The following is a 24,897-nucleotide window of genomic DNA, read 5'->3' as shown; positions in this document are numbered from 1 at the left end:
GGGACTCCTGGCCCATGCCTCTGCGGCTCCCGTTGTGCGTGCACACCCCGCGGTCGGTGCGGGCCGAACACGGCCATGACCCGGACCGTTACGTACAGATCGGTTCACTGACGAAGCCCCTCACGGGCACGCTGCTGTCCTGCCTCGCCCGCGCGGGCCGTATCGGGTGGGACGATCCCGTCGAGAAGTGGCTCGACGCGCCGTCCGGTACCGGCATCACCCTGCGGCACCTGGCGCTGCACACCTCCGGCCTGCCCCGGCTGCCTCCGCAGGTGCCGGGACGCAGAGCCGACCCGTATGCGGCCTTCGACGCCGAGGCGTTGGGCGGCGGCGGCATCGCCCGGCTCTCCTCCCTCGTGCTCCGCCCTCCGGGCGCCCAGGAGGAGTACTCGAACTTCGGATACGCGGTGCTCGGTGCCGCCTTGGAGGCGGCGGGCGAGGACACGTACGAGGAACTGCTGCGGACCCACGTCCTGCGCCCCCTGGGGGTGGACGACGGCCGGGTCACCGCCCGGCCCCCGGCCGGGGACGCCGTCCTGCCGCCACGTGGCCGGTGGGGCCGTCGTCGCTCGGCCTGGACCATGAGCGGCGCCGTCCTGCCCGCGGGTGGTCTGTGGGCCACTCCGCGTGCGTTGGCCGAGGTGGTGACCGGCCTGCTGGTACGGCGCACGCTGGGCGAACCCTCACTGTCCTGGACCCGCTCGGGACCGGGGTACTGGCACGACGGATCCACGGGAGGCTACGCCACGTTCGCGGCGGTGCGGGACGACGGCCGCTGGGCCGTCGTCAGCCGGATCGGCGGACGTGCGGACACCGCCAACAAGATCGGCTTGCAGGCGTTGGTGTCACAGCCCCGGCCGGAACGGTGAAGCTGGGCTCTTGCCCGTCACATCGAGCCGAACGTCGGCCTGCCCCGCAGTTCGTAGGTGTGGAGGGCGATGCCGGAGCGGGTCGTGGCTGAGGAGGTGAGGTGGAGGGCGGTGGGGACGGCGCCCTCGGTGAAGAGGCGGGTGCCCTTGCCGAGGATCACCGGGTAGGTGAGGAGGCGGTACTCGTCGATGAGGTCGTGGGCCATGAGGGAGCGGGCGAGGGCGCCGCTGCCGTGGATCTGGAGCTCGCGGCCCGGCTGTTCCCTGAGCTTGCGGACGGCGTCCACCACATCGCCGCTCAGGAGCGTGGAGTTGTTCCAGGAGAGCCGGTCGAGGGTGGTCGAGGCGACGTACTTGGGCAGGCCGTTGAGCCGCTTGGCGATGACGGGGTCCTCGTCGTCGCTCACATGGGGCCAGTACGCGGCGAAGATCTCGTACGTGTGGCGGCCCAGCAGGAAGGCGTCCGCGCGGTCGAACCACCCGGCGATGTGCCGGGCCATGTCCTCGTCCGCGTACGGCGCGAGCCAGCCGCCCAGGTCGAAGCCGCCGCCGGGGTCCTCCTCGGGCGCGCCGGGGCTCTGCATGACCCCGTCCAGTGTCAGGAACGTGGTGATGGTGACCTTGGCCATTGCTCCGGTCCTCCCCGGTCGTCCGTCAGGTGCTGACAGGAGGTGGACCGGGGGGAGGACCGGAAGTCATCGGTCGGCGGTCGGGGAAGTGCGCGCGGACTACGCGCGGACGCCCTGGGCGCTCTCCGCTGTCTCCGCGTTCGCCTCGATCGTCGCGTCCTCGGGCAGCGTGTCCATGAAGGAGCTGACCGAGAAGACGGCGTTGCCCGCGCCGGGCGGGCCGTAGCCGGGGGGCGAGGAGAGGCCGTGCCGCGCCATCGCGTCGCGGTACGCCTCCAGCAGGCGGATGTGGTACTCCAGCGGGGCGCCCGCCGGGTTCGTCTTGCCGAGCGGGGTCGTCGGCTCCGGGCACCAGGTGGTGAAGCGCGGCGTGATGCCGTTGCCCATGAAGAAGTCCAGGCCTTCGGTCGTCGAGGCGATCGCCTCGTCCACCGTCTTGAAGCCGAAGGGCTCGGCCATCTCGATGCCCGCCACGAAGTTCGGGATCACGTTGCGCGCGCCGAAGACGTCGCGCGAGTCGAGGATGCGGCGGTGCCACTCCTCGCGGCCCACGTACCGCTCCTTGCCGGGGCAGTGCAGCTCGAAGAGGCGCTTGTCCCAGACCTCGAAGTTCGGGTGGTAGATCTTGATCCCGTAGTCGGCGAAGCGCTGCACGTCCGCCTTCGGGAGGGCCTGCGCGACGACCTTGCCGGTCCAGCGGCCCGGGAAGCGGTCCTCGATGGCCTTCGCGTAGTGCCCGTAGAAGTCCGCCTCGTCCCGGCCCTGCACCTGCGAGGTGATCGAGCCGCCGGTGAGCGTGTACGCGCGGGAGGCGCCGAGCGAGTCGTGGTCGGAGATGATCTGGAGCGCCTCCAGCACCTCCTCGGCCGGCTTCACGCCGGTGTACGGGCGTCCCGCCGCCTTGTGCTGGCGCCAGTTGTGGTTGATGTCGCAGTACTGGCACTCCTCCTTGGCGCCGAAGTACTGGCAGACCCGGAAGACCGTCAGATAGATCAGGTAGCCCCACTGGATCGTGGGGGCGACCTCCATGACCGACTTCCCGTTGGCGAGCGTGTGCCGGTAGTAGTCGGGCATGGGCGGCAGCCCGACGTCCGCGATCCGCTGCCCGTCGAGGTAGAGGCCCAGCGCGCCGTCCTCGCCCGCCCGCACGCGGTACGGCGAGTCCGGGTTCACCCGCACGGAGACGACGGTACGGCGCAGGTCGTACGCGCCGCCCGTGAGCACGATCTCCTCCGGGGGCCGCCGCAGCGCGGCCTCGCCCAGCTCGGGCAGGGTGCGGTGGTCGAAGGAGAAGATGAAGTACGACTTCGGTTTGACGTCCCCGTCCTCATTGCCGCTGAGCGCCGAGTCGTCGAAGGCCATCCCGCCCCTGAGCAGGTCCTCCTTGATCACGGCCTCCCGCGGAATGTGCGGAAAGCGCTCCATCAGGTCCTCGACGAGGGCGGTACGGCCCTCCTGCGGCGCCTGCGGTCCCTCCGTCGACGTAGTCGGCATCGGCGATCAAACTCCCTCACTCTACGGACCCCGGGGTCCGTATGACGGTACTCCGGCACGATCCGTCACCGCACACCCGGTCTCGTGCGGGTGAACTCCCCGGGGGCAGGGCCGCCGGTCACGCCCGCTGCCGCTACCACTGGTCCCGTTCTGCTTCTGCGGCTCCAACGGCTTCTACGGCTTCTACGGCAAGGAGGTCCCGGCATGCGCGGACCCGGCTCCGGTTCACTGACGGTCACGGTCACGGTGATGGTGGCGGCCCTGCTCGGCTCCACGGGCGCGACGTCCGCCGCTCCCGGCGCACCCGCCGCGCCCGGCGACTCCCGCACCGTCTCCCTCTCCCGGGCCGTCGCCTCGCTGCCCGTAGCGGGGGAGAAACCCCGGGGGTTCGCGCGGGAGAAGTTCGCGCACTGGAGCGACCCCGACCAGGACGGCTGCTCGACGCGCGCCGAGGTCCTGATCGAGGAGGCGACCACGCCGCCCGCCGTGGACGGCCGGTGCACGGTGACGGGCGGCAAGTGGCACTCGTACTACGACAAGAAGGACCACACCGGCGCGCACGCCCTCGCCGTCGACCACCTGGTGCCGCTGGGGGAGGCGTGGGAGAGCGGCGCCGGCTCCTGGAAGCCCGAGGAGCGCGAGGCGTACGCGAACGACGTCGACGACCCCCGCACCCTCGCCGCCGTCACCGCCGCCGAGCACCGGGCCAAGGGCGACACGAGCGACCCGGCCCGCTGGGAGCCCTCGGACGACGGCGCCGACTGCCGGTACGTCGCGGAGTGGGCGGCCGTGAAGCACCGCTGGGGCCTCAGCGCGGACAAGAAGGAGAGGGCGGCGCTGAAGAACATGGCCGCCGAGTGCCCGCCCGAGAACGTCACCGTGACCAAGGCCCGCTGAAAGCCTGCGGAACCCCGCCGGGGCGTCGTAGAATCCCGGGACCCGCTCAGCCGCCCGGCGTGGAACCCCAGGTCTCGGGGCCGCCGCCGCGCCACTCGATGAGGGCGGGATCCTCGATCTGGATCTCTTCCGGCTTCAGCCCCGCGCGCCGCAGCAGATCGACCACGTCCTGCGCGCTGTGGGCCATGCCCAGCAGTTCGGTGTGCGCCGTCACCCGCCGTTCGCCCGAGGGAGCGGGCGGATGGACGACGATCGGAGGCGTCATACCTCCAGCGTACGACCGTGACATGCGGAAGGCGCGGCCAGCAGGACGTCCTGGCCGCGCCTTCACCCGCGCTACCGCGTCAGCGGCCGAGCCCGGGCATCGCCGGGACCGGGTCCGAGACCTTCAGCGGGTCCGTGTGCGCCTGGATGGGCTCGGCGGACTGGCCCTGAGGGTGGGAGTGCGGGGCGCTCTGGGAGCCCTGGGTGCCCTGGGTGCCCTGCGTGCCCTGGTGGTCGTGGTCGGGCGGGCAGGCGACGGCCGGTGCGGCGGCGCCCAGGGCGACGACACCGGCCAGCAGTGTGGCGGCAAGAGTTGTGCGATACATCGAGCCTCTTCTCGCTTCTCACAGAAGGATCGCGGAGATCGCGCGGACGTCGTCGCCCGCGCGCACAGAGGCCGTACCCAGCCCGCGCCGAGCTGCGCTCGCCCGATCGGGTGGCGCGTTCGCGGCCCTGGACGACGAACATCACGGATGGATGGAGGACTGTATGCCCATGTTTCCCATGGACAGCGACACCGGAAGTGACACCGACCCGACCGCGTTTCCACGGCAGTTCGCGCGCACGCGCCGCTTCGATCTGGGCGTCCCGCGCGACTTCACCGTCTCCCCGGGGGACGGGCGCGTGCTCTTCCTGCGTACGCGCGACGGAGAGGACCCCGTCTCCTGCCTCTGGCTCCTGGAGGGGGACGGCAAGGAGCGGCTGCTGGTCGACCCCCGTCGGCTGGGGGAGGCGGGGGGCGAGCTGCCGGAGGCCGAGCGCGTGCGCCGGGAGCGGGCCCGCGAGGCGGCCACCGGCGTTGTCGCGTACTCGGCGGACGCGGCCGTGACCACCGTCGCCTTCGCGCTCGACGGAGGGCTGTGGGTCACGGACACCGGGGAGGGGCGGCCGCGCGCGGTGCACGCGCCCGGGCCCGTCGCCGCGCCTCACCTCGACCCGACGGGCACTCGCGTCGCGTACGTGACGGACGGCGCGCTGCACGTCACCGAGGTGGCGGACGGCACCACGCGGGTGCTCGCCGCGCCGGAGGGCGAGGAGGTGACGTACGGGCTTCCGGAGCACGTCGCCGCCGAGTCGATGCACCGGCACTCGGGCTTCTGGTGGGCGCCCGACGGGCGGCGGCTGCTCGTCGCGCGCGTCGACAACGGGCCGGTCGAGCGCTGGTGGATCGCCGACCCGGCCCACCCGGACCGCCCGCCGCGCGCCATCCGCTACCCGGCCGCCGGTACGGCCAACGCCGACGTGTCCCTCTTCGTCCTCGCGGCCGAGGGCGGCGCGCGCACCGAAGTGGTGTGGGACCGGGGCGCGTTCGAGTACCTGGCCTCGGCTGCCTGGGACGCGCACGGGCCGCTGCTCTCCGTCCAGTCCCGCGACCAGCGCACGCTGCGCGTCCTCGCCGCCGACCCGGACACCGGCGCCACCACCACGCTCCACGAGCAGCGCGACCCGGCGTGGGTCGAGCTGGTGCCCGGCGCCCCACGGCGTACGGCCGCGGGAGCCCTCGTCCACGTCGCGGACGACCCGGACGGCGGGACGCGGCGGCTGACCGTGGACGGCGTGCCCGTGACACCCGACGGGCTCCAGATCCGCGAAGTGCTGGGCGCCGTGGGCGAGTCCGTGTACGTGACGGCGTCCGACGAGCCGACCGAGGAGCACGTCTGGCGCTGCGCGGCCGGGCACGGGGCGGTGCGGGTCAGCGAGGGGCCTGGCCTGCACGGCGCGTCGCTCGCGGCCGACGGGGCGCTGGTCATGGCCTCGCACACGGAGGAGGGCCGCCGCTTCGCCCTCGTACGGCAGGACGGCACGGAGTCGCCGATCGCCTCGTACGACGCCGAGCCGCTGGTCACCCCGCGCGTCACCTGGCTGGAGGCCGGACCGCACGGCGTCCGTACGGCGCTGTTCCTGCCCTCCTGGTACGAGAAGGTGGGTCGCAAACTCCCCGTTCTGATGAACCCGTACAGCGGCCCCGCGATGCGGCTCGTGCTGCGGGCGCGCGGCTGGTGGATGTGCGAGGCGCAGTGGTTCGCCGAGCGCGGCTTCGCCGTGGTGATCGCCGACGGGCGGGGCACCCCGGGGCGCGGCCCCGCGTGGGAGAAGACGGTGCACGGCGACACGCTCACGCCCGTCGTCGAGGACCAGGTCGAGGCCTTGCGCGCCGCCGCCGCGCACTGCCCGGGGCCCGGCCTCGACCTGAGCCGGGTCGCGATACGGGGCTGGAGCTACGGCGGCACCCTCGCCGCCGCGGCCGTGCTCCGCCGCCCCGACGTCTTCCACGCCGCGGTCTCCGGCGCCGCGCCCAGCGACCAGCGGCTGTACGACACCCACTGGCGCGAGCGCTTCCTCGGCCGCCCCGAGGAGAACCCGGAGGCGTACGCGCGCTCGTCGCCGATCACCGAGGCCGCCGCGCTCACCCGCCCGCTCCTCCTCGTCCACGGCCTCGCCGACGACAACGTGGTGGTGGCCCACACCCTGCGGATGTCCGCCGCGCTGCTCGCCGCGGGCCGCCCGCACCGTGTGCTGCCGCTCTCGGGCGCCGCGCACGCGCCCCGGGACGCGACGGCCGTCACCCGGCTGCTCACCCACCAACTGGACTTCCTGCGCGAGGCGTTGGCCGAGCCGGTGCTGCCGGTGCGCCCGCACCCGTTCTGGGAGGGAGCGGGCGCCGGGACCGGCCACACCTTCACGCACACCCTCGACCGCGCGCTGCTGGAGGCCCATGTGCCGCGCACGGCCCGCGTCCTGGACTACGGCTGCGGCTACGGCCGCCTCACGGCCGAGCTGACGGAACTGGGCTACCCGGACGTCGTCGGCATCGACCCCTCGGCGGCGCTGATCGCGCGCGGCCACCGCGAGCACCCCGGGCTGCCGCTCGTCCACCACGCCGAGCTGCCGCTGCCGTACGGGGAGGGGCACTTCGACGCCGCGCTGCTCTTCGTGATCCTCAACGTCATCCCCACGGACGCGGCCCAGCACGCCCTCCTCGCCGAGCTGGCCCGCGTCGTACGGCCGGGCGGCGTGCTCCATGTGAGCGAAGTGCCGCTCCAGGGCGACGACTTCCACGTACGGCGGTACGACGAGCACGCGCGCTCCGTGCGGCAGGCGGGCGGCACCGCCCCGTACGGCCTCTTCGGCACGCCCGACGGCGGGTACTTCCGGCACCACCCGCCGGAGCATCTGCGCGCGATGCTGGGGGCGCACGGCTTCGAGGTGGTGGAGGAACGCGCCGACCGGGTGTCCGGCCTGCACGGCGAGTCCACGGCGCGCCTCCTCCTCATGGCCCGCCGGACGTAGCCCGCCTCGCCGGGCCGCCCTCGTCAGTCCGGCAGCGCGTGGTCCAGGAGGATCTCGGCCGCCGCCCGCGCGTGCCGTCCGTAGTCGGGGTCGTCCAGCACCATCGCGCGGCTGGCGGCCCCGTCCGCGAGGGTCACCAACTGCTCGGCGAGCGCGGCGGGTTCGCGGCAGCCCAGCTCCTCCGCCAGGGCCGTGACCAGCCGGACCATCAGCAGCTTCTGCTCGCGGGCGTAGGAGTGGACCGCGCCGGCGGGGTCGGGGAACTCGGCGGCGGCGTCGATGAACGGACAGCCGCGCACCGGCGCCCCGCCGGTCGCGGGGGGCGGGCCGAAGAGCCCGAGGATCCGCTCGCGCGCGGGGACGTCCTCGCGGCTCAGTGCGCTCTCCAGGGTGTGCCCCGTCGCGGTCAGCTCGTGGAGATGGGCGACGACCAGCTCGTCCTTGGTCCGGAAGTGCGCGTAGAGGGTGCGCTTGGACACCGGCGCCTGCTCGGCGACCTGCTCCATGCGGGTCGCGTTGATCCCCTGGGCCGCGAAGAGCCGGGCGGCGGCGGCCAGGACGCGCTCGCGTCCGCCGCGGCCGCGCCGCGGGGAGGCCGTGGTCTCGGTGCTCATGGCGGAAGTATACGCGTTCGTTTACTTAAGGCCGGGCGGCTTGCTACGCTCACGGAAGTAAACGCGACCGTTTATCTAAGTTGTCGACCGTCAAGGAGCGACCCATGGACCAGGACCACGCCGAGAAGCTGATCCGCGGCCGCCGCGCGACGCGCGCGTTCCGCCCCGAGCCCGTGCCCGAGGAGACCCTGCGCGCGGTCTTCTCCCTCGCGGGCACCGCGCCGTCCAACTCCAACGCGCAGCCGTGGCGGGTCGAGGTCGTCGGCGGCGCACGGCGCGACCGGCTGGCGGAGGCCCTGGTGGCCGCCCACGCCGCGCGGCGCACCTCGGCCGACTTCCCCTACCGCGAGGACATGTACGCGCCCGTCCACCAGGAGCGGCGGGCCGAGTTCGGCGCGGGGCTCTACGGGGCGCTGGGCATCGGCCCCGACGACCACACGGCCCGTGCCGCCTACGACGCGGAGAGCCTGCGCTTCTACGGCGCGCCGCACGCCGCGTTCCTCTTCGTCACCGGCGACGGCGGGCCCCGCCTGGCCGCCGACGTCGGCGCGTACCTGCAGACGCTGCTCCTGGCCATGACCGCGTACGGGGTGGCGAGCTGTCCGCAGGGCCTGCTCAGCTTCTACGCCGACACCGTCCGTGCGGAACTCGGCGTCACCGAGGGCAAGCTGCTCGTCGGCGTCTCCTTCGGGTACGCCGACGAGAATGCCCCCGTGAACCACGTGCCCTCCGGCCGCGCCGCCCTCGCCGCGACCACGTCCTTCCACGTCTAGGCCGTGTCCGGGACTGCCGGGTACGGGGTGCCCCGTTCCGTGCTTCGCGGACCGCGGGTGCGCGGTGGCTGGCCGCGCAGTCCCCGCGCCCCTAGAGGTTGAGGGCGCTCCTCGGAGTGCCCCGTCAGGGGCGCGGGGAACTGCGCGAGCAACCGGCCACGGCCCGCAGCCTGCGACGTGCAAGAGGGGGCAGCCCCTGCCCAGCAGCCGTCAGGCCTCCTCGTCGCGCTGGGCGGCGACCACGGCGTCACCGACCGCCGTGCGGTCGTACAGCACCGAGCGGCCCGCACGGCGCCGCTGTATGAGGCGGGCCTCACGGAGCACCCGCAGGTGGCGGCCGACCGAGCCGAGGCCCTGGCCCGTGAGCTCCACCAGCTGCGTGGTGCTCAGCGGAGTGTCGAGCAGCACCAGGACGGCGGCCCGTCCGGAGCCGAGCAGCGTGCCGAGCGCGCGCGGCACGGGCGTGACCTCCGCCCCGGCGGAGAGCGCGCCCGCGCAGGGGTAGATCACGGCGGAGCGGTGCGAGCGGTGCGGCGCACCGTCGGGCTCCTCCCAGGCGACCCAGCCCGTGCTCGGCGTGACCGGGACGAAGAGCAGGCGGGTGCCGGAGAGGTCGCGGGGCGGGTAGTCGTACGCGTTGATCTGGAGGCGGCTGCCGCCGAGCCAGCGCAGGTGGGGGCGCATGCCGTCGAGGGCCGCCGCCCAGCCGTTCCGGCCCAGCCGCACCGTACGGGCGACGATGTCGGCCTCGACGATCCGGCGTCGGCGCCGCCACGTCGGCCGTACCGTCTCGTGCCACACCCACTCCAGGACGCGCGCCGTGCGCTCGGGCAGGTCGTCGCGGCGCAGCGCGGGCGGCAGCGGGCCGCGCAGGGAGACGGTCAGATCGGCGCGGGCCTCCTCGGGCCGCGCCGCGCGCACCCGCGCCACCTCCTGGGCGAACGAGGCGTCGTCGGCGTCCCCGCCGTCCCCGCTGTCTTCGCCGTGCGGGGTGGGCGTCAGGTAGTCCGCGTTCCAGGTGGCGCCCAGCGCCGCCCGTACGAGCGCGGCGCTGACCGGGTCGTCCGCGAGCAGCGCGCGGTAGGCGGGCAGGTGCGCGGCCAGCCAGGCGCGCTCGCCGGGGTGCGTGCCCGAGGCGCGGTGGAGGACCTTCAGCGCCGCCGTCGTCTCGGCCAGCGGCGAGACGACGAACCGGCTGTCCGCGAGCGTGTCCGCGTCGACCTGCCACCACCCCATGTTTCGCCTCCCCGCGAAAGAGTAACGCCCGGCCCCGCGTCTCCTGAGACTCCGTCCATGCGCACCTATCAAGATCTCTTCCGGGCGCGGGAGTTCACGCCGCTCTTCCTCACCCACACCTGCCACGTGGCGGGGCAGACCGTGAGCGGGCTGGCGCTGAGCACCCTCGTCTACTCCGCGACGGGCTCGCCGCTGCTGTCGTCCCTCGCGATGTTCGGCACCTCGCTCGCGCAGGTGATCGGCGCGACGTTCCTGCTCTCGGCCGCGGACCGGCTCGCGCCGCGCGCCGCGCTCACGGTGCTCTCCCTCGCCTTCGCGCTCGGCACGGCGGCCCAGGCCGTCGAGGGGCTGCCGATCGCCGGGATCTTCGGACTGCTGCTGGCCGTGGGCGCGCTGGCGTCGCTGGGCGGCGGCGTCCGGTACGGGCTGCTGAACGAGATCCTCACCAAGGACGGCTATCTGCTCGGCCGTTCGGTCTTCAACATGGCCTCGGGCGGCACGCAGATCTGCGGCTTCGCGCTCGGCGGGATCCTGGTCACCGCGTTCTCGGCGCACGGCACGCTGCTCGTCGGCGCCGGGTTCTACGCCGCCGCCGCGCTCTGCGCCCTCCTCGGCCTCTCCGGCCGCGGGCCGCGCGCCGCCGGGCGCCCCTCGGTCGCGGAGACCTGGCGGAACAACGCGCTCCTGTGGTCCTCCCGGCCCCGCCGCACCGTCTACCTCGCGCTGTGGCTCCCCAACGGCCTGGTCGTCGGCTGCGAGTCCCTCTACGTCCCCTACGCCCCCGCGCACGCGGGTCTCCTCTTCGCCGTCGGCGCGTTCGGCATGCTCGCGGGGGACGTGTACGTCGGACGGTTCGTGCCGAAGGCGCGGCGGGCCGGGCTGGCGGTGCCGCTGCTGGTGCTGCTGGCGGCGCCGTACCTGGTCTTCGCGGTACGGCCCGCGCTCGGCGTCGCGGTCGTCGCCGTCGTCCTCGCGACGGTCGGCTTCGGCGCGAGCCTCCTGCTCCAGGAGCGGCTCATGGCGCTCACCCCCGACGAGCTCAGCGGCCACGCGCTGGGGCTGCACTCCTCCGGGATGCTCACGATGCAGGGCGTCTGCGCGGCCCTCGCGGGCGCCCTGGCCGGGCGCACCTCGCCCGGGACCGCGATGGCGGTGACGGCGGCGCTCTCCCTCGCGATCACGCTCGCGCTGACGCCGGGCCTGCGGCGCGCGGCGGAGGCCACGGCCACGGAACCGAGTCCGGCGTGACGTATCGGCGCGAAAGGGGTTGATCAGGGAGTCAGACATTCGGTTCAGACATTCGGTCTGGCCCTGGATCAGGACTCGGAGCACGCACACATGTCCCGTATCACCGCCACCCTGGCGCTGTCCTTCGCCGCCCTGGCCTCCACCGTCACCGCGGCACCGGCCGTCTCGGCCGTGTCCCCGGCCGTCCACGGCGACCACCTCACCGTCACCGTCAAGGACTCCGGCGACCCGTCCCGCGACGGCACGTACGAGCTGTACTGCCACCCCGCGGCGGGCGACCACCCGGACCCGTCCGGTGCCTGCGAGACCCTCGAAAAGGCCACCAGGTGGGGCAAGGACCCCTTCGCGCCCGTCCCACGGGACTCCGCCTGCACCAAGCAGTACGGCGGCCCCGCCACCGCCCACGTCACCGGCCGCTGGGCGGGCCGCCCGGTCGACGCCCGCTACGACCGTACGGACGGCTGCCAGATCAGCCGCTGGAACGACATGGAGCCGCTCCTCCCCTCCACCAGCTCCATCCGCTGACCCGCGTCCGCTGCCCCAACTGCCCCTGAGAGAGGCGGCGTTGTGCCCTCGGGGCTCGCCCGTATGCTGAATTCCGCGGCGGGTGATGCCACCGGGGGCACACGGGCGAGCGAGAGGGCAGCGAACCGACGGACGACAGCGGCTTACGACGTCCCGGGTGGTCGGGCCGCGTCGCCTCGCGGGCCCGCGGTGCCCTCACCGGCGCACGGGCGTCGCGGGGGAGGGCATGGCTCGGGCGGGCGGCCTCGCGGGTCCGTGACGCGCGCACGGACGGGCGAGGGGCGGAAGGGCGACTGCGAGGAGCTCCGGGAAGCCTTGCGCGACTATCTCGACGAGGAGTGGGAGGACGATGTCGCCTCCCAGCTCGGCGCGCTGACCGAGGCGTACCCCGACTGGCAGAACCGGTTCCGTCCCGATGCGGACGACGTGGACACGTACTCCACCTGCAAGAAATGACCGTCAGAGGGGGCGGCCGTCGGCGTCGCAAGGGAGGGCCTTCTTGCCGTACTGCTCGGCGAAGATCGCGGTGATGTCGTTCTCCGTCACGGACATCGAGTTGGTGCTCTCCACCTTGATCGCCCCCGCGAAGGGGCGGTCGAGGTCCTTGATGAGGAGCAGCGAGAGCGTCAGCAGCCCCGTCAGGATGAAGAGGGTCACGATCTGGGCGTAGCCGCCGCGGAACGGCAGGCAGAAGGCGAGCACCAGCACCGCGACCGACACGGCGAGGACCATGAACAGGTAGAGCGACCGGGGGATCGTGGGCGCGGACTGCGAGAGCCGGTCCCGCCGGGCCGCCGCGCGCTCCTTGTTCGCCGAGACGAGCGTGCCGAACTGCGGGTCGTCGGTCATCCGGGAGAACTGGTTCCGGATCTTCACGGTCCATACGCTCGCCGCCCCCGAGCGCTGCCCGTCGCGCATGGCCTTCCACTCCAGGTGGTTGATGGCGCGGGCGTAGCAGACCGCGTCGGACCGGAGCTCCTCGCGGTGCGAGCGGGCCGCGTACCCGGAGACCTCGAAGAGCTGCTCGACGGCCCCCGCCTCGGTACGGGCCGCCTTCTCGGCCTCGCCGTACGAACCGGCGCCCATCACCAGCACGAAGGCCAGCAGCAGGACGGCGAGCGTCAGAAGGGGGCCGACGAGGTCCTGCATCCCCAGCGAGGGCGCGTCCTCGCCGAGGGCCCGGCGCTTCAGCGTCCGGTTGAGGGCCAGGCCGGCGACGAACGCGACCGCGACGACGACGATGGTGGTGGTCACGGATTCTCCCTGGTCGGAGCGGTGAGACGGGGTGCGTCACTCGCAACGTCTCATCGCTGCCGGGGGTCGGCCATGTCGCACAGGCATACGGAGTAGCGAACACGTATGCCCACGGGTGGGACGGGTGGGGCCAGGGGAGAGGGCGGCGGACGAGTCGGCTCGTAGGCCGGGTTCTGTCACCCGGGAGCCTCGCGGCACCCGGCGTGGCGGCCATCCATCTAGGGCCGGCGTTGCCACCGGCCTCGTGCGGTCTACCCGCGAACTCGGGCGGGCAGCCCTCGAACGTCCGCGCAGGACCGTGGACCCAGTGGATCCGCGGTCCCTCTTGACCTTGCTCCGGATGGGGTTTACCGAGCCGCCCAGGTCACCCTGGGCGCTGGTGGTCTCTTACACCACCGTTTCACCCTTACCGGGTGCCGTACGGATACGGCCCCGGCGGTCTGCTTTCTGTGGCACTGTCCCGCGGGTCACCCCGGGTGGGCGTTACCCACCATCCAGCCCTGTGGAGCCCGGACCTTCCTCGGCGGGCACCCCTGAGGGCACCCGACGCGGCCGCCCGGCCGGCTCGTCCGCCGTCCCGCCATCCTAACCGTGCACGGCGATGGACTCTTCCGCCGCCCGCCCCCACCCTGTGCGCGTGGATTCGCCCCTGGTGACCGTCATGCTGCCCGCCGTGCTCGCCGTGATCATGCTGGGGCTCGGGCTGAGCCTCACCGTGGACGACTTCCGCAGGGTGGCCGCCTACCCGCGCACCGTCGCCGTCGCGCTCGGCTGCCAGCTCGTGCTCCTGCCCGCCGTCTGCTTCGGACTGGTGCTGCTCCTCGGGCTGACGCCCGAGCTCGCCGTGGGCATGATGCTGCTCGCCGCGTCGCCCGGCGGCACCATGGCCAACCTCTACAGCCACCTCTTCGGCGGCGACGTCGCGCTCAACATCACGCTCACCGCGATCAACTCGGTCCTCGCCGTCTTCACGCTGCCGCTCGTCGTCAACCTCTCGACGGCCTACTTCGACGTGGGCGACGGGCGCGAGGTCGGACTGCGCTTCGAGAAGTCGGTACAGGTGTTCGCGCTGGTGCTGATCCCGGTGGCGGCGGGCATGTGGGCTCGCGCCCGGCGCCCCGGGTTCGCGGACCGGGCCGCGCGGCCGGTGAAGGTGCTCTCCCTGGTGATCCTCGCGCTGATCATCGTCGGCGCGATCGCCGCGGAGGCGGGGAACGTGGGGGAGTACCTGCTCGACATCGGCCTCGCGGCCCTCGTCTTCAGCTCGCTCTCCCTCGCGACGGGGTACGCGGCGGCACGGGCCGCCCGTGCCGGGCACGCCCAGGCCGTCGCCGTATGCATGGAGATCGGCATGCACAACACCTCCCTCTCCCTCACCATCGCCCTCGGCCCCTCCCTCCTCGACAGCACGGAGATGGCGGTGCCGAGCGCGGTGTACGGCATCGTCGTCTACTTCACGGCTGGTGCCGCGGGCCTGCTGCTGCGGCGTCCGCGCCGGGCGGGGGCTGCTTAGGGGGTGCCCCGTGAGGTGCGTCGCAGTCCGCGGCTGCATCGTGGCTGGCCGCGCAGTTCCCCGCGCCCCTGAAGCGCCCCTTCGGGGCTGCTTCCCGGAGCGGAGCTCCACTCCTAGGGGCGCGGGGAACTGCGCGAGCAAGCACAGCGGTGGCGCAGTCTGCGACGCACCTCACGTGGCTGCCCCTGGTCAGCGGGACCAGAGGTCGTCGGGCGTCAGCTCCGACGGGGTGCGATGGCCCGACAGGGCCAGCGTGAGGTCCAGGTCGGCAAGGAGACTGCGCAGGACGTGCCGGACACCGTCCTCACCCGCGTGAGCGAGCCCGTACGCGAAGGGGCGCCCCACCAGCACCGCGCGGGCCCCGAGCGCCAGGGCCTTGAGGACGTCGGCGCCGGTACGGATGCCGGAGTCGAAGAGGATCTCCGTACGGTCGCCGACCGCGTCGGCGATGGGCGGGAGCGCGTCGAGAGAGGCCAGCGCGCCGTCGACCTGGCGTCCGCCGTGGTTGGAGACGACGATGCCGTCGGCCCCGGAGTCCACCGCGCGGCGCGCGTCCTCGGGGCGCTGGACGCCCTTGAGGACGATCGGCCCGTCCCAGTGCTCGCGCAGGAACGGCAGCCGGTCCCAGGACCTGTCCGTGCCGGTGAACATGGGCACCCAGCGCAGCACCGCCGCGTCCAGGTCCTCCTCCGGCGGCTTGGCGAGCCCCGCGCGGAACGCCGGGTCGGAGAAGGGGATGGCCGTGCCGACGCCCCGGATGAACGGCAGGTAGGACTGGTCGAGGTCCTGGGGCCGCCAGGCCAGGGTCCAGGTGTCGAGCGTGACGACGAGCGTACGGAAGCCCGCGGCACGGGCCCGGTCCAGGATGCTGACGCAGACCTCGTCGTCGTTGGGCCAGTAGAGCTGGAACCAGCGCGGCCCCTCGCCGTTCGCCTCGGCGACCTGTTCGAGGGTGTACGAGGACGCGGTCGACAGCACCATCGGCAGTCCGAGCGAGGCGGCGGCGCGCGCCGTGGCCAGCTCGCCGTCGGGGTGCACGATCGACTGCACGCCCACGGGCGCGAGCAGCACGGGCGTCGGCAGCTCGGTCCCGAGGACGGTGGTACGCAGGTCGCGCGCCGTCGCGTCGGCCAGCATGCGCGGTATCAGCCGCCGCCGGTCGAACGCCTCGCGGTTGGCGCGGTGCGTCGCTCCGGAGCCCGCGGCCCCCGCCACGTAACCGAAGGCGCCGGAGTCCAGATGGTCGCGGGCCGAGGCCCCGAGCGCGGTCAGGTCGGTGGTGAACGGCGGGACGCGGCCCTCCAGTCCATGGAGGTAGATCTCGTTCTGGTAGTTCGCCCAGTTGGTGAGGTCAGGCTGCGCGGTCACGGCGTTCCTTTCGGGGGCGGCGGGCGGGTCGCGGACGGAGGCGTGGCGCTCCGCGGAGAGTCTGCCTCGCCCGCCGCTCAGGCGATACGGGTCGCCGTGCCCGAGACGTGCACGCGGGGGTCGCCGGGGCGGAGCTCGACGGTGAGGACGCCGGGGCGGCCCATGTCGTCGCCCTGGTGGAGCGTCAGCCGCGCGTCCTCGGGGACGAGGCCGCTCTCGCGCGCGTACCCCCCGAAGGCCGCGGCCGCCGCGCCCGTCGCCGCGTCCTCGACGACCCCGCCGACCGGGAACGGGTCCCGTACGTGGAAGACGTCCGCCGACTCCCGCCACACGAGCTGCAGGGTGGTCAGGTCGAGCCGCACCATCAGGGACTTCAACCGCTCGAAGTCGTAGTCGAGCGCGGCGAGGCGCTCGCGGGTGGCGGCGGCGAGCACGAGGTGGTTGTTCCCGGCGAAGGCCACGCGGGGCGGGATGTCGGGGTCCAGCTCGTCCTCCTTCCAGCCGAGCGCGGCGAGGGCCTCGTCGAGATCCGCGCGCTCGGGCGGGGCGCTGTGCGGCGCGACGCTGGAGAGGGTGGCGAGCGGCGTCCCCTCCGCGTCCCGCGTCACGGAGACGGGGATGGGGCCGGCCGGTGACTCGAAGAGCACGTCCCCGGGGCCGATGCGCTCCGCGAGTGCCACGGCCGTCGCGATCGTCGCGTGTCCGCAGAAGGCGACTTCGGCCTCCGGGCTGAAGTACCGGATGCCGAAGGTTCGGGTGTCTTCTGTGTCGGAGGGGACGAGGAACGCGGTCTCCGAATATCCCACCTCGGCGGCGATCGCTAGCTGCCGCGCGTCGTCCAGGCCTTGTGCGTCCAGCACTACGCCGGCGGGGTTGCCCCCTTCGGGGGTGGCGGAGAAGGCGGTATAACGCAGCACGTCTGTCATGCCGAACCCAACTTCTCCCTCCCCAAGTTTTGTTCCCGCCCCACCACGAACCGGAGCTTGCCCCCTTCGCCCTCAGGGGCGCACCCGGTCACGACACCTTGGGGCTTGCCCCTTCTCCGCTAGGGGCGCGGGCCTGTGCTTGCTTTGCGGCTCCGCCGCGTGGGCGCGACCGGTCCAAGACTTTTGGGCTTGCCCCCTCAGGGGCGCGGGGAACTGCGCGACAAGCCACGACGCGGCGGCAGGCCGCGAAGCACAGCCCGGGGCACCCCGAGCCCGGCCCCGTGCGCGGGGCACCCGGCGCAGGGGGCTGCGCTTGCCAACCCTGCGCCTTGCGCAGACTTCCCAAGCTTCGCAGGGGCGGAGGGAGCAGCAGAGCAGCCCTCTTCCAGCGCGCCGCGCGGCCCAAGCGCAGCGGGGCGAAGGGAGGAACAGGGGGCAGGGCTCCGCCCGGAGGAGGGGGGCGGGAGGAGTGTCGGACGCGGAGGATCAGCCTCGGCCGATGTACGGCATGGTGGTGGCCATTACCGTGGCGAACTGGACGTTGGCGTTGAGCGGAAGCTCGGCCATGTGGAGGACCGTACGGGCCACATCCCCCGCGTCCATCATCGGTTCGGGCATCCGCGCCGTCATGTCCGTCGCGGCGTTGCCGACGTCGATCTGGCCGCAGGCGATCCCGTGGGCGCGCCCGTCGAGGGAGAGGGACTTGGTGAGGCCCGTGATCGCGTGCTTGGTCGCGGTGTAGGCCGTCGAGTCGGGGCGCGGCGAGTGGGCCGAGACCGAGCCGTTGTTGATGATCCGGCCGCCCGCCGGGTGCTGGTCGCGCATCAGGCGGAACGCCGCCTGCGCGCAGAGGAAGGCGCCGTTGAGGTTGACGTCGACGACGTGCCGCCAGTCCTCGTAGGCGAGGTCGGCGACCGGCTCCTTGGGCCCGAAGACGCCCGCGTTGTTGAAGAGCAGGTCGAGGCGGCCGTACCGCTCGCGGACGGCGGCGAAGAGGGCCGCCACCGCGTCCGGGTCCGTGACGTCGGTGGGGACGGCGAGTACGGAGACCCCGTTGCCCGCGAGCCCGGCGGTGGCCTCCAGCGGTGCGGGGCGGCGGCCCGCGAGGACGACGGACCAGCCCGCGTCGGCGAGCGTCAGCGCGACGGACCGTCCGATGCCGGACCCGGCCCCGGTGACGAGCGCCGTACGCCGCTCCGGCACCTCGTGCTCGCCGTGCTCCCCGTGTTCCTCGATCTCGCTCGCCATGCGCGCAGCGTATGCGTACGGCGGGCGGCCGGTCGGGGCGACCCGGGCATGAACTGACCGCCATCCGATGGACATGTGAGTGTCGAGTACACGCCAACGCGTATCCGTCTGTGCACCGTGTACTCATGTGCATGGCACACGCATCGAAAGCAGACCTCGAACTACGCGCCGGGGCACGGAAGTTGAACCGGCGGCGCTTTCTCACCGTCGCCGGTGCCGCCGCCGCGCTCGCGTTCGGCACGAACCTTCCCAACACTGCCAGTGCTGTGCAAAAACTCGATTCCATGAGAGCCAAGAGAATCGACAAGGACCCCTTCAGACTGGGTGTCGCCTCAGGTGATCCGCAGCCCGGCTCCGTCGTGCTGTGGACCCGGCTCGCCCCCGAACCGTACGCGCTGGACAGCGGGATGACGGACGAACCGGTCACCGTCACCTGGGAGCTGGCGAGCGACAAGGACTTCGGGACCGTGGTGGCCGAGGGTGAGGAGATCGCGCACCCGGAGTGGAAGCACAGTCTCCACGTCGTCCCCGAGGGGCTCGACGCGGACACCGCGTACTGGTACCGCTTCAAGACCGGCGAGTGGACCAGTCCCACCGGGCGCACCCGCACCGCGCCCGCCGCCGACGCCGCGCCGGACTCGCTGCGCTTCGCGTTCCTCTCCTGCCAGAACTTCCAGGGCGGCTACTTCACCGCGCTGGGGCACCTGGCGGAGGAAGAAGTGAACGCCGTCGTCTTCCTCGGCGACTACATCTACGAGAACGCGGTCACCCCCGACGGCGGCGACCGCCACGACCCCGACCTCAAGCTCCCCGCCGCGCACAACGCGGAGACCGTGAGCCTGGAGCAGTACCGGCTGCGGTACGCGCTCTACCACGCGGACCCCGACCTGCGGGCCGCGCACGCCGCGCACCCGTGGATCGCCACCTGGGACGACCACGAGGTCGAGAACAACTACGCCAAGGACGTCTCCCAGGACAACGACCCGAAGGACAAGTTCCTCATCCGCAGGGCCGCCGCGTACCGGGCGTACTACGAGAACATGCCGCTGCGCCCGCCGCAGAAGCCCGACGGGCCCGACCTCACCCTGCACCGCAGGCTGAGCTACGGCACGCTCGCGCGGCTCCACGTCCTCGACAGCCGCCAGTACCGCGACGACCAGTCCAACGGCGACGGCTGGAAGGTCCCGAGCGACGAGACCAACCGGCCCGAGCGCACCCTGCTGGGCAGCGCGCAGGAGAGCTGGCTCGCGGAGGGCTGGAAGGCGTCGGACGCCGTGTGGGACCTGGTGCCGCAGCAGGTCGTCCTCTCGCGCCGGTACGCGGACGGCACGACTCCGCACAAGGTCTCGATGGACGCCTGGGACGGCTACCCGGCGGCGCGCGAGCGGTTCCTGAAGGCCGCCAAGGCCACGCCCGTGGAGAACCTGGTGGTGCTCACGGGCGATGTGCATGTCGCCTACGCGTTCGACATCAAGCAGGACTTCGACGACCCGAAGTCCAAGAACCACGGCGTCGAGCTGGTCGCGACCTCCATCGCCAGCGGCGGCGACGGCGCGGAGAAGCCCGACGACTGGGAGGCCCAGACGAAGGCCAACCCGCACATGAAGTTCTACGACGGGCGGCGCGGCTACGTCCTCGTCACCCTCGACGCGGAGAAGCTGCGCGCCGACTACCGCACGGTCAGCAAGGTGACGACGCCGGGCGCGCCGGTCACCACGGCGGCCTCCTTCCAGTCCCTCAAGGGCGATCCGGGGCTCAAGCCGGTGTGACGCGTGGCGACAGGGCGCCTGAGGAGTGATCGGTCGCTCACCGTAAAGCCCTGGGCCGGGGGTGGAATTCCTGGGAGAATGTTCACACCGCTGACAATCTCCTGGAGAGGTGCATGACCAACCCCGGCCCACCGCGACCGGCCGCCATGTCCGAACAACCCCCGGCCTCCGCCCCCGCCACACCCGCCTCCGCCACACCCGCCTCCGCCACACCCGCCTCCGAGCCGACCCTCACCCGACGCCGCCGCACGGGACTGCTCCTCACCTTCATACTCGGCGGCCTCACGGCGCTCCCCGCGCTCTCCATGGACATGTACCTCCCGGCACTGCCGGAGGTCAGCGGCGTCCTGCACACCCCCGCCGCCACGGCGCAGCTCACGCTCACCGCCTGCCTGCTCGGGCTCGCCGTCGGGCAGCTCGTCGTCGGGCCGATGAGCGACCGCTTCGGCCGCCGCCGCCCGCTGCTGATCGGCATGAGCGGCTACGTCGTCGCCAGCGCGGCCTGCGCCTTCGCGCCCACCATCGAGACCCTCACCGTCTTCCGGCTGATCCAGGGCCTCGCCGGGTCCGCGGGCATCGTCATCGCCCGCGCCGTCGTCCGCGACATGTACGACGGGCTCGCGATGGCCCGGTTCTTCTCCACCCTGATGCTGATCTCCGGCGTCGCGCCGATCCTGGCGCCCGTCTTCGGCGGCCAGGTCCTCCGCTTCACCGACTGGCGCGGCGTCTTCCTCGTCCTCGCCGTGATCGGCCTCGCGCTGGTCCTCGTCGTGCTGCGCGCCCTGCCCGAGACCCTCGCCCGCGAGGACCGGCACACCGGCGGGCTGCCCGACGCGCTGCGCACCATGGGCCGCCTCCTCGGCGACCGCGTCTTCACCGGCTATCTGCTGATGGCCAGCTTCACCTTCGCCGCGCTCTTCTCGTACGTCTCCGCCTCGCCCTTCGTCGTGCAGGAGATCTACGGGGCCTCGCCGCAGACCTTCAGCCTGCTGTTCATGGTCAACTCCATCGGCCTCGTCGCCCTCGGCCAGCTCAACGGCAAGGTGCTCGTCGGCCGGGTCCCGCTCGACCGGGTCATCGCCTTCGGGCTCTGCCAGATCGGGCTCGCCGCCGCCGCGCTCGTCGTCATGACCAGTGGCGTCTTCGGCAAGGTCGGGCTGGTGCCGCTCGCCGCCGGGCTCTTCGTACTGATGTCCGGCATGGGCCTCGTGATGCCCAACGCCAACTCCCAGGCCCTGATGCGCACCCCGCACGCCGCCGGCTCGGCCTCCGCGCTGCTGGGCACCTCCCAGTTCCTGGTCGGCGCCATCGCCTCGCCGCTCGTCGGCATCGCGGGCGAGAAGACCGCCGTCCCCATGGCGCTGACGCAGGCCAGCGCGGTACTCATCGCGGCACTCGCGTTCGTGGCACTCTGCCGCCCATGGCGCGCACGCGACTGAGACGACCGGCCTCCTCCGGCGCCGCCGCGCTGCGGCGGTTCCAGGAGAAGGCCGGACTCGACGGGGGAGAACTGACCGCGCTCGCGGCCGACGTCGACGGGCTGCCCGCCGCCGGATGGTGCGCGGGCGCCGTCGTGCTGGCCGGGCGCGGCCCGTACATCGCACTCGAACACGCCACCGGCTGGGCCCTGCGCTACGGCTCGTACGACCCGGAGGCGGCCGACGGGGAGGGGCGCGGCGTCGAGCTGCCGCGCGAGAAGTGGCTGCCGATGGGGGCGGACACGGTCTTCGACCTCGCCTCGATCACCAAGGTCTTCACCGCCGTCGCGGCCGTCCAGCAGATCGAACGCGGCACGCTGGAGCTGGACGCGCCGGTCACGCGGTACGCCGAGGACGGCGTGCCCGCGCCCGACCACGGCATCACGGTCCGGCACCTCCTCGCCCACACCTCCGGGCTCCGCGCCGAGCTGCCGCTGTACGAGTACAACACCGCCGAGCACGCCGAGCTTCTCTGGCGCGAACCGCCGCTGACCGACCCCGGCGAGTCGTACCGCTACTCCGACCTCAATCCGCTGCTGCTCCAGCGGATCCTGGAGCGGGTGACGGAACGGCCGCTGGACGTCCTGGTCCGGGACGGCATCACCCGCCCGTTGGGGATGGACCGCACCCGCTTCTGCCCGCCGCGCGGCTGGCGAGCCCGGATCGCCGCGACCGAGGACCAGCGCAAGCCCTGGGCCAAGCTCAACCGGGGCCTCGTCCATGGCCGCGTCCACGACGAGAACGCCTACGCGATGGCGGGCGTCGCCGGGCACGCCGGGCTCTTCTCCACCGCGTACGACCTCGCGGTGCTGTGCCGCGCCTTGCTGAGCGGGGGCGCGTACGGCCAGGCCCGCATCCTCTCTCCCTCGTCCGTCGCACTGCTGCTGGAGCCGCCGGGCCTGGGGCTCCCGGCGGGGGACCGTGCCCGATGGTTCACGGGGTCCCTCTCCGGGCGGGCGGCGGGCCACACCGGCTTCACCGGCACGAGCCTGGTCCTCGACCCCGTCACGGACACGTTCCTCGTACTCCTCGCCAACACGGTCCACCCCGTGAGAACCCCCGCGGACAACACCCCCCGCCTCACCGCCGCCGCCCACCTAGCAGAGGCAGTACTCGCCTGAGCCTGCTTCTCCCTCCCCTCCTGCGGAGCTTGGGAAGTCTGCTCCCTCCGCCCCACTGTGCTTGGGAAGTCTGCGCAAGGCGCAGGGTTGGCAAGCGCAGCCCCCCACGCCGGGTGCCCCGCGCAACGGGGCCGGGTACGGGGTGCCCCGGGCTGTGCTTCGCGGACTGCGGCCGCGTCGTGGCTTGTCGCGCAGTTCCCCGCGCCCCTTGGGGAGAAGGGGCAAGCCCAGAAGTGGGGTGAGGGAGGATAGGGGGGGTGACCTCGTATGATCTTCGAGATGCTCTTGCTGGGCAGCTGGGTGGGCTGTCCGCCGTTCAGACCTCGGCCGCAGTAGAGCGGCTGATCGCTCATTACCGGGGCGAGACGCCCACCGACGCACCCGTACTGCGGGACAGGGCGGACGTCGTGGCGTACGCCGCGTACCGGATGCCCGCCACCCACGCCGCCGCCGGCATGGCTCTCGACGCGCTCGCCGAGCGGGCGCCGTCGTGGGCGCCGGACAGCCACCTGGACATCGGGGGCGGCACGGGCGCCGCGACCTGGGCCGTGGCCGGTACGTGGGGCGGGGTGGCGTCGACCGTCGTGGACTGGGCCGGGCCCGCGCTCGACCTGGGGCGGGAGCTGGCGGAGGGGGCCGGGATCGACGCCCGTTGGGTGCCGGGCTCGCTCAGGGGCAGGGGGAGAAACACCACATTGCCGCGTGCCGACCTCGTGACCGTCTCGTACGTGCTGGGCGAGCTCGCCCCCGACGACCGCCGCGCGGCCGTGGACGCGGCGGCGGCCGCCGCCACAGGCGCTGTGGTGCTGGTCGAGCCGGGGACCCCGGACGGCTATCTGCGGATCCGCGAGGCGCGGGACGCGCTGATCGGCGCGGGGCTGCGGGTGCTCGCGCCGTGCCCGCACAGCGGTACGTGCCCGATCGTGGTCGGCGAGGACTGGTGCCACTTCGCGGTCCGGGTCGCCCGTTCCTCCCTGCACCGCAGGGTGAAGGGCGGCGAACTCGGCCACGAGGACGAGAAGTTCAGTTACGTAGCGGCCGTACGGGACGGCGTGACCGGCACGCCCGCGGACGCGCGCGTCGTGCGCAGGCCTCAGACCCGCAAGGGACAGGTGCTGCTGGACCTCTGCGACGGCGCGGGACTGGAGCGTACGACCGTGACCAAGCGGCACGGCGACGCGTACCGCGCGGCGCGCAAGGCGGAGTGGGGCGATGCGTGGGGGTGAAGGGGCGGACCCCTTCACCCCGGGGCCGTACGGGTCTGTGCGGGGTCAGGGCCGTAGCTCGGCGGTGACGCACTTGACGCTGCCGCCGCCCTTCAGCAGTTCCGTCAGATCGATCGGCACCGGCTCGTAGCCGCGTTCCCTGAGCGGGTCGAAGAGGCCCGTGGCGGCCTGGGGGAGCAGGACGTGGTGGCCGTCGCTCACCGCGTTGAGGCCCAGCGCGAGCGCGTCGGGCTCCTCGGCGACCAGGGCGCCGGGGAAGAGGCGGCGCAGCACGGCCTGGCTGCCGGGGGAGAACGCGGGCGGGTAGTACATGACCTCGTCGCCCGCGGCGTCGAGCACGCACAGTGCCGTGTCCAGGTGGTAGTAGCGCGGGTCGATCAGGTCGAGGCCGATGACGGGGCGCCCGAAGTACTCCTGCGCCTCGCCGTGCGAGAGCGGGCTGGAGCGGAAGCCGCGCCCGGCCAGCAGCCAGGAGGCGGTGACGGCGAAGTCGCCCTCGCCCTCGTTGATGTGCTCGGGCTCGCGGACGTCCGTATAGCCACGGGCCGCGTACCAGTCGCGGTGCGCCGCGGCCTCGTCGGCCCGCTCGGGGTGGGCGAACCGGGCGCCCAGGACGCGGCCGTCGACGACGGTGGCGCCGTTGGCCGCGTAGACCATGTCGGGCAGGCCGGGGTCGGGGTCGAGGACGTCGACCGTATGGCCGAGGGCGCGGTAGCGGTCCCGCAGGTCCTCCCACTGGGTCAGGGCGAGCGGGAGGTCCACCGGTTTGCCGGGGTCCATCCAGGGGTTGATGGAGTAGGTGACACGGAAGTGCTCCGGCGGGCACATCAGGAAGTGACGGGGCACGTACAACGAAGGCTCCTCACGGGGTCGGTGCGCATGCTGCGCCCATGGTCCTCCGTGAGGAGCCTTTTCGCCGAGATGCGGACAGGATTTTCGATAGCCGGTCATGCACGGGCCGGTACGAATTACTCCCGTGACTCCCGCAACTTGCGGAGCAGTTCGCGCTTCTGCGCGGCCGGGTCCGCCGATCCGCCCGGCCCGTACCCCTCGTGGGAGGCGGCGCCGCGCAGCTTCTTCTTGGAGAGGGTGGCGCGCGTCCCGCCCACACCCAGCATGTTTCCGGCTCGGCCCTTGCTCATGGAGGGATCCCT

The 24,897-nt window shown here is 73.0% G+C and carries 24 protein-coding genes and 1 other RNA gene; 12 read left to right on the top strand and 13 right to left on the bottom strand.

All coding sequences use genetic code 11. The annotated features are described in order from the left end of the window. Window positions 1–14: 14 nt before the first annotated feature. Window positions 15–869, top strand: coding sequence for a serine hydrolase domain-containing protein (locus ACGF3A_RS21610; RefSeq protein WP_393731832.1), 855 nt, complete (start codon window positions 15–17; stop codon window positions 867–869). Between the two features lie 17 nt (window positions 870–886). Here the strand turns inward: ACGF3A_RS21610 and ACGF3A_RS21605 are convergent, their stop codons facing one another. Further along, window positions 887–1,498, bottom strand: a complete 612-nt coding sequence (locus ACGF3A_RS21605; protein WP_393731831.1) for a dihydrofolate reductase family protein — start codon at window positions 1,496–1,498, stop codon at window positions 887–889. Between the two features lie 99 nt (window positions 1,499–1,597). Further along, complete coding sequence (locus ACGF3A_RS21600) at window positions 1,598–2,992, bottom strand: radical SAM protein (protein WP_393731830.1); 1,395 nt, start codon at window positions 2,990–2,992, stop codon at window positions 1,598–1,600. Between the two features lie 204 nt (window positions 2,993–3,196). Between ACGF3A_RS21600 and ACGF3A_RS21595 the strand changes: the two genes are divergently transcribed. Next, window positions 3,197–3,889, top strand: coding sequence for a DUF1524 domain-containing protein (locus ACGF3A_RS21595; protein ID WP_393731829.1), 693 nt, complete (start codon window positions 3,197–3,199; stop codon window positions 3,887–3,889). A 46-nt stretch (window positions 3,890–3,935) separates the two neighbouring features. Here the strand turns inward: ACGF3A_RS21595 and ACGF3A_RS21590 are convergent, their stop codons facing one another. Then, window positions 3,936–4,154, bottom strand: coding sequence for a hypothetical protein (locus ACGF3A_RS21590; RefSeq protein ID WP_393731828.1), 219 nt, complete (start codon window positions 4,152–4,154; stop codon window positions 3,936–3,938). Window positions 4,155–4,233: 79 nt separating this feature from the next. Next, on the bottom strand, window positions 4,234–4,479 hold the full coding sequence (locus tag ACGF3A_RS21585; protein ID WP_393731827.1) for a hypothetical protein: 246 nt from the start codon (window positions 4,477–4,479) through the stop codon (window positions 4,234–4,236). Between the two features lie 163 nt (window positions 4,480–4,642). Here ACGF3A_RS21585 and ACGF3A_RS21580 point away from each other — a divergent pair, with 163 nt between their 5' ends. Further along, complete coding sequence (locus ACGF3A_RS21580; RefSeq protein ID WP_393731826.1) at window positions 4,643–7,444, top strand: prolyl oligopeptidase family serine peptidase; 2,802 nt, start codon at window positions 4,643–4,645, stop codon at window positions 7,442–7,444. Between the two features lie 23 nt (window positions 7,445–7,467). Here ACGF3A_RS21580 and ACGF3A_RS21575 read toward each other — a convergent pair whose 3' ends face one another. Next, window positions 7,468–8,058, bottom strand: a complete 591-nt coding sequence (locus tag ACGF3A_RS21575; protein WP_393731825.1) for a TetR/AcrR family transcriptional regulator — start codon at window positions 8,056–8,058, stop codon at window positions 7,468–7,470. A 104-nt stretch (window positions 8,059–8,162) separates the two neighbouring features. Between ACGF3A_RS21575 and ACGF3A_RS21570 the strand changes: the two genes are divergently transcribed. Continuing rightward, entirely contained in the window at window positions 8,163–8,831 is a 669-nt protein-coding gene (locus ACGF3A_RS21570) for a nitroreductase (protein ID WP_393731824.1), read from the top strand. Window positions 8,832–9,041: 210 nt separating this feature from the next. Here the strand turns inward: ACGF3A_RS21570 and ACGF3A_RS21565 are convergent, their stop codons facing one another. Continuing rightward, a complete protein-coding gene (locus ACGF3A_RS21565; protein WP_393731823.1) occupies window positions 9,042–10,067 on the bottom strand; it encodes an ArsR family transcriptional regulator in 1,026 nt (341 codons plus the stop codon). Between the two features lie 57 nt (window positions 10,068–10,124). Between ACGF3A_RS21565 and ACGF3A_RS21560 the strand changes: the two genes are divergently transcribed. From ACGF3A_RS21560 to ACGF3A_RS21550, 3 genes are all read left to right on the top strand, one after another. Beyond that, window positions 10,125–11,315, top strand: a complete 1,191-nt coding sequence (locus ACGF3A_RS21560; protein ID WP_393731822.1) for an MFS transporter — start codon at window positions 10,125–10,127, stop codon at window positions 11,313–11,315. Between the two features lie 90 nt (window positions 11,316–11,405). Continuing rightward, entirely contained in the window at window positions 11,406–11,840 is a 435-nt protein-coding gene (locus tag ACGF3A_RS21555; RefSeq protein ID WP_393731821.1) for an SSI family serine proteinase inhibitor, read from the top strand. A 315-nt stretch (window positions 11,841–12,155) separates the two neighbouring features. Beyond that, complete coding sequence (locus tag ACGF3A_RS21550) at window positions 12,156–12,296, top strand: hypothetical protein (protein ID WP_393731820.1); 141 nt, start codon at window positions 12,156–12,158, stop codon at window positions 12,294–12,296. Window positions 12,297–12,299: 3 nt separating this feature from the next. Here the strand turns inward: ACGF3A_RS21550 and ACGF3A_RS21545 are convergent, their stop codons facing one another. Together ACGF3A_RS21545 and rnpB are read right to left on the bottom strand one after the other, a co-directional pair. Then, the gene (locus ACGF3A_RS21545; protein WP_393731819.1) at window positions 12,300–13,094 is read right to left on the bottom strand and encodes a hypothetical protein; all 795 of its coding nucleotides are present in this window, start codon (window positions 13,092–13,094) and stop codon (window positions 12,300–12,302) included. 146 nt (window positions 13,095–13,240) lie between these two features. Continuing rightward, window positions 13,241–13,662, bottom strand: an RNA gene (rnpB, locus tag ACGF3A_RS21540) — RNase P RNA component class A. A gap of 69 nt (window positions 13,663–13,731) precedes the next feature. Here rnpB and ACGF3A_RS21535 point away from each other — a divergent pair. After that, window positions 13,732–14,607, top strand: a complete 876-nt coding sequence (locus ACGF3A_RS21535; protein WP_393731818.1) for a bile acid:sodium symporter family protein — start codon at window positions 13,732–13,734, stop codon at window positions 14,605–14,607. Between the two features lie 189 nt (window positions 14,608–14,796). On the opposite strand, the gene ACGF3A_RS21530 is transcribed toward ACGF3A_RS21535, so the two are convergent. From ACGF3A_RS21530 to ACGF3A_RS21520, 3 genes are all read right to left on the bottom strand, one after another. Further along, the gene (locus ACGF3A_RS21530) at window positions 14,797–15,975 is read right to left on the bottom strand and encodes a lactate 2-monooxygenase (protein ID WP_393731817.1); all 1,179 of its coding nucleotides are present in this window, start codon (window positions 15,973–15,975) and stop codon (window positions 14,797–14,799) included. 77 nt (window positions 15,976–16,052) lie between these two features. Beyond that, a complete protein-coding gene (locus ACGF3A_RS21525; RefSeq protein WP_393731816.1) occupies window positions 16,053–16,901 on the bottom strand; it encodes a PhzF family phenazine biosynthesis protein in 849 nt (282 codons plus the stop codon). Between the two features lie 486 nt (window positions 16,902–17,387). Beyond that, complete coding sequence (locus tag ACGF3A_RS21520; protein ID WP_393731815.1) at window positions 17,388–18,149, bottom strand: SDR family oxidoreductase; 762 nt, start codon at window positions 18,147–18,149, stop codon at window positions 17,388–17,390. Window positions 18,150–18,433: 284 nt separating this feature from the next. On the opposite strand from ACGF3A_RS21520, the gene ACGF3A_RS21515 reads away from it, so the two are divergent. From ACGF3A_RS21515 to ACGF3A_RS21500, 4 genes are all read left to right on the top strand, one after another. After that, window positions 18,434–19,918: an alkaline phosphatase D family protein gene (locus tag ACGF3A_RS21515; RefSeq protein ID WP_393731814.1), complete on the top strand. Its 1,485-nt coding sequence runs from the start codon at window positions 18,434–18,436 to the stop codon at window positions 19,916–19,918. Window positions 19,919–20,064: 146 nt separating this feature from the next. Further along, window positions 20,065–21,357 (top strand): multidrug effflux MFS transporter, encoded by a 1,293-nt coding sequence (locus tag ACGF3A_RS21510; RefSeq protein WP_393731813.1) that lies wholly within the window; start codon window positions 20,065–20,067, stop codon window positions 21,355–21,357. Further along, window positions 21,339–22,517, top strand: coding sequence for a serine hydrolase domain-containing protein (locus ACGF3A_RS21505; RefSeq protein ID WP_393731812.1), 1,179 nt, complete (start codon window positions 21,339–21,341; stop codon window positions 22,515–22,517). Before ACGF3A_RS21510 ends, ACGF3A_RS21505 begins: the two co-directional genes overlap by 19 nt. A 407-nt stretch (window positions 22,518–22,924) precedes the next feature. After that, window positions 22,925–23,743: a small ribosomal subunit Rsm22 family protein gene (locus ACGF3A_RS21500; protein WP_393731811.1), complete on the top strand. Its 819-nt coding sequence runs from the start codon at window positions 22,925–22,927 to the stop codon at window positions 23,741–23,743. Window positions 23,744–23,788: 45 nt separating this feature from the next. Here the strand turns inward: ACGF3A_RS21500 and ddaH are convergent, their stop codons facing one another. Continuing rightward, complete coding sequence (gene ddaH, locus ACGF3A_RS21495) at window positions 23,789–24,595, bottom strand: dimethylargininase (RefSeq protein WP_393731810.1); 807 nt, start codon at window positions 24,593–24,595, stop codon at window positions 23,789–23,791. A gap of 116 nt (window positions 24,596–24,711) precedes the next feature. After that, window positions 24,712–24,885 carry a DUF6243 family protein gene (locus ACGF3A_RS21490; RefSeq protein ID WP_393731809.1) on the bottom strand — a complete coding sequence of 58 codons (174 nt, stop codon included), beginning with the start codon at window positions 24,883–24,885 and terminating at the stop codon, window positions 24,712–24,714. Window positions 24,886–24,897: the final 12 nt, after the last annotated feature.

The organism is Streptomyces sp. NPDC048172 (assembly GCF_043202595.1).
Lineage (GTDB): Bacteria > Actinomycetota > Actinomycetes > Streptomycetales > Streptomycetaceae > Streptomyces.
The sequence above is the reverse complement of the archived record's forward strand: the minus strand, read 5'-3'. Positions and strand labels throughout refer to the sequence as shown.